Raw genomic sequence first — 2744 nt, 5'->3', positions numbered from 1 at the left:
GACTCGGCCTTCACGCGCTCCTGCTCGGCCTTTGACAGCGCCGCGGAGTAATCGGTGAAGGTCTGGTTGATCACGCTCGTCTTCTCGTCCAGCGTGAGGATGGAGTTGGCCTTGGCGTAGGTGTTGAGCGTGCGCTCCGACTCTTCCAGCCGCGCCTTGCTGACCTTGATCTGGTCCTGCAGGAAGTTGCGCGCGTAGATGGACGACTCCATCTTGCGCTCCATGCTCATGGACATGAAGTTCTGGGCCATTGCATTGGCCACGCGCGCCGCCTTGGCCGGTTCGGGGCTCACCACGTTGATGCGCACCAGGCGCGAGCCGCGCACCGGCTCGATCTTCACTGCGCCCATGAAGCTGCCCACCACCGCCTCGCGCCCCAGCACCTGCTGGTCGGACACCGAAGGTTTTCCCAGGTTCTCATAGCCGGCCACCGTGCGGTCCTTCAGGTCGCCCAGGAAGAACCACCACGGCGCATCGCGATCGGCACTGCTGGCGGGCGGGCGAGGCCCGGCGGCCAACCCACCCGCAGCCGAGGCCGGGCTGGAGGCCCCGCCCAGCACACCGGGCGCCGGCGCCTGGCTGCGCGAGCGGTCGAGGTTGAGCTCGTCGATCACGCGCTCGGCCAGCGCGCGGCTGCGCAGCAGCTCGATCTGTGTGGGCAGGGCCAGGTAGTCGTCGTAGTCCTGCGAGGAGTCGACATCCCTGTTGAACGACACGATGCGCCCGGGCGGACGCTCGATCTGCACCGTGGAGGAAGCCTGGTACAGCGGCGTGCTGGTCAGCGTCTTCACCACCGAGGCGGCCAGCCCCAGCAGCGCAAAGGCCAGCAGCAACCACTTGTACTTGTTCAGGATGCGCAGCAGCGCCTTGATGTCCAGCGAATCATCGGCCGTGTCGGTGGCGGTGTCGCGCAGCACCCCCGTCTGCAGCATGGCGGCCTCGCGCAGCGACAAAGCCGTGGTGCGCTGCGGCGGCTGGGTGGGCAGAAAAGAATCAGGCGTGGCGCTCATGGAGGAATTTCATTCGGGCAATCGGTACAGGCAGGGCTTGCAGGGCACCCGGCGGCGCCCTGCAGACTGACGGCGCTCGGGCGACTTCGCTCGGGCGGGGTTACTTCAGGTAGTTGAACGGATTCAGCAGGTTGATGAAATCGCTCACCGCGGAATCGCGCAGCAGCACACGCACCGGCTTGCGCTGCACCACGATCACATCCTCGGGCAACACCACCGGGTCGGGGATGTCGCCGCTGCGCACCAGGTCGAGGTCGTACATCGAACTGCTCAGCTTGCCGTCGGGGCCGGTGCGGTAGATCATCACGTTGTCCAGGTTGGCCAGATCGCCGCGCCCGCCGGCCAGCGCCATCGCGCGCAGCAGGGTGATCTGCCCGGTCAGCGGATAGATGCCGGGCTTGGCCACCGCGCCTTCGATGGTCACGCGCTGGGTGGTGAATTCCTTGATGAACACCGAAATCTGAGGGTCCTGCAGGTATTTCTCGCCGTAGCGCGCGGCGATGGCGGCCTCGGCCTGCTGGGCCGTCATGCCGGCCAGCGCCATGCTGCCGATCAGCGGCAGCGACACCATGCCGGTGGAATTGACGCGCACCGTGCGCTTGAGGTCGGTCACGCCATAGACCTCGATGTCGAGCAGGTCGTTGGGGCCGATGCGGTAGTCGGCGCCAAAGCCGGCCAGCGCGTTCATCGGCTGCGCCTGCCCGGCCAGCGCCGCCGCTTTGGCGGCGGCCGGGTCGCGCGGCAACTGGTTGGCAGCCGGATCGTTGGCCGCGGGCTGGCGCACGGTGTCCACGCGCGCCGGGGGCTGCACCGGCACCGGCGCGACAACCGGCGCGGGCGCGGGCACCGGCTGCTGGGCCATCGCCCCCCAGGGCTGCGCGGCCATCGCCAGCCAGACCAGGTTCTTCCACATCTTGTGCATCTATTGAGCTTTCCTTGAAGTCCATTATCCGACAGGGCCTGTCTTCAGGCCGTTTCGGGTCTATATCTTGGCCGGGGCGCGGGTGACAAACTGCGGCAGCTTGGTCAGGTTCTTGCGCAGCAATACCTGCATGCCGCCCACGCCGTTGAGCTGCATCGCCACCAGATCTTCGCGCGACTTTCGCACCATGCTGCCCAGCGACTGGTTGCTGACGCCGCCCAGGCGCATGCGCACCAGCACCTGGGGCAGATAGACCGGCCGCAGGCCGCCGCGCCCCAGGAAGCGCAGGATGCATTCGTAATCGGCCGCGATGCGAAAGCGCGTGTCGAACAGGCCCAGGCGCTCGTACACCGCGCGGCGCACATAAAAAGTGGGGTGCGGCGGCATCCAGCCGCGCGCCAGGCAGCCCGGCACAAATGGCCCGGCGCGCCAGTAGCGCACCACCTGGGTCGGGTCCTGCTGGCGCACATAGACCAGGTCGCCATAGACGGCGTCCACGGCCGGGTTGGCAAAGGCCGCAGCCACGCGCGCCAGCGAATCGGGCGACTCGAACAGGTCGTCGGCGTGCAAAAAGCCCACCACGTCGCCGCTGGCCCGGCGGATGCCCTTGTTCAGCGCGTCGTAGATGCCCTGGTCGGGCTCTGACACCAGCGCGGCCAGCTGCGCCTGATGCGCCTGCAGGATGGGTAGCGTGCCATCGGTGGAGGCGCCGTCGATCACGACATGCTCCACCTGCGGCCAGGTCTGCCCCTGCACCGAGGCCAGCGCCTCGGCCACCGTGCCGGCGCGGTTGAACACCGCCGTCACCACGG

Annotated in this window: 3 protein-coding genes; all 3 read right to left on the bottom strand. The window is 67.9% G+C overall.

All coding sequences use genetic code 11. The features are described 5' to 3' along the window. Positions 1 to 1010: GumC family protein (locus tag ACMUOY_RS19920; protein ID WP_413894478.1), on the bottom strand; the 1010-nt coding region annotated here is incomplete at its 3' end. 100 nt (positions 1011 to 1110) lie between these two features. Then, complete coding sequence (locus ACMUOY_RS19915; protein WP_413894477.1) at positions 1111 to 1932, bottom strand: polysaccharide biosynthesis/export family protein; 822 nt, start codon at positions 1930 to 1932, stop codon at positions 1111 to 1113. A gap of 60 nt (positions 1933 to 1992) precedes the next feature. After that, on the bottom strand, positions 1993 to 2744 hold a 752-nt coding region (locus ACMUOY_RS19910; RefSeq protein WP_413894476.1), incomplete at its 5' end, for a glycosyltransferase family 2 protein.

Source organism: Candidatus Skiveiella danica (assembly GCF_022705245.1).
GTDB classification, from domain to species: Bacteria; Pseudomonadota; Gammaproteobacteria; order Burkholderiales; family Burkholderiaceae_C; genus Skiveiella; species Skiveiella danica.
The sequence above is the reverse complement of the archived record's forward strand: the minus strand, read 5'-3'. Positions and strand labels throughout refer to the sequence as shown.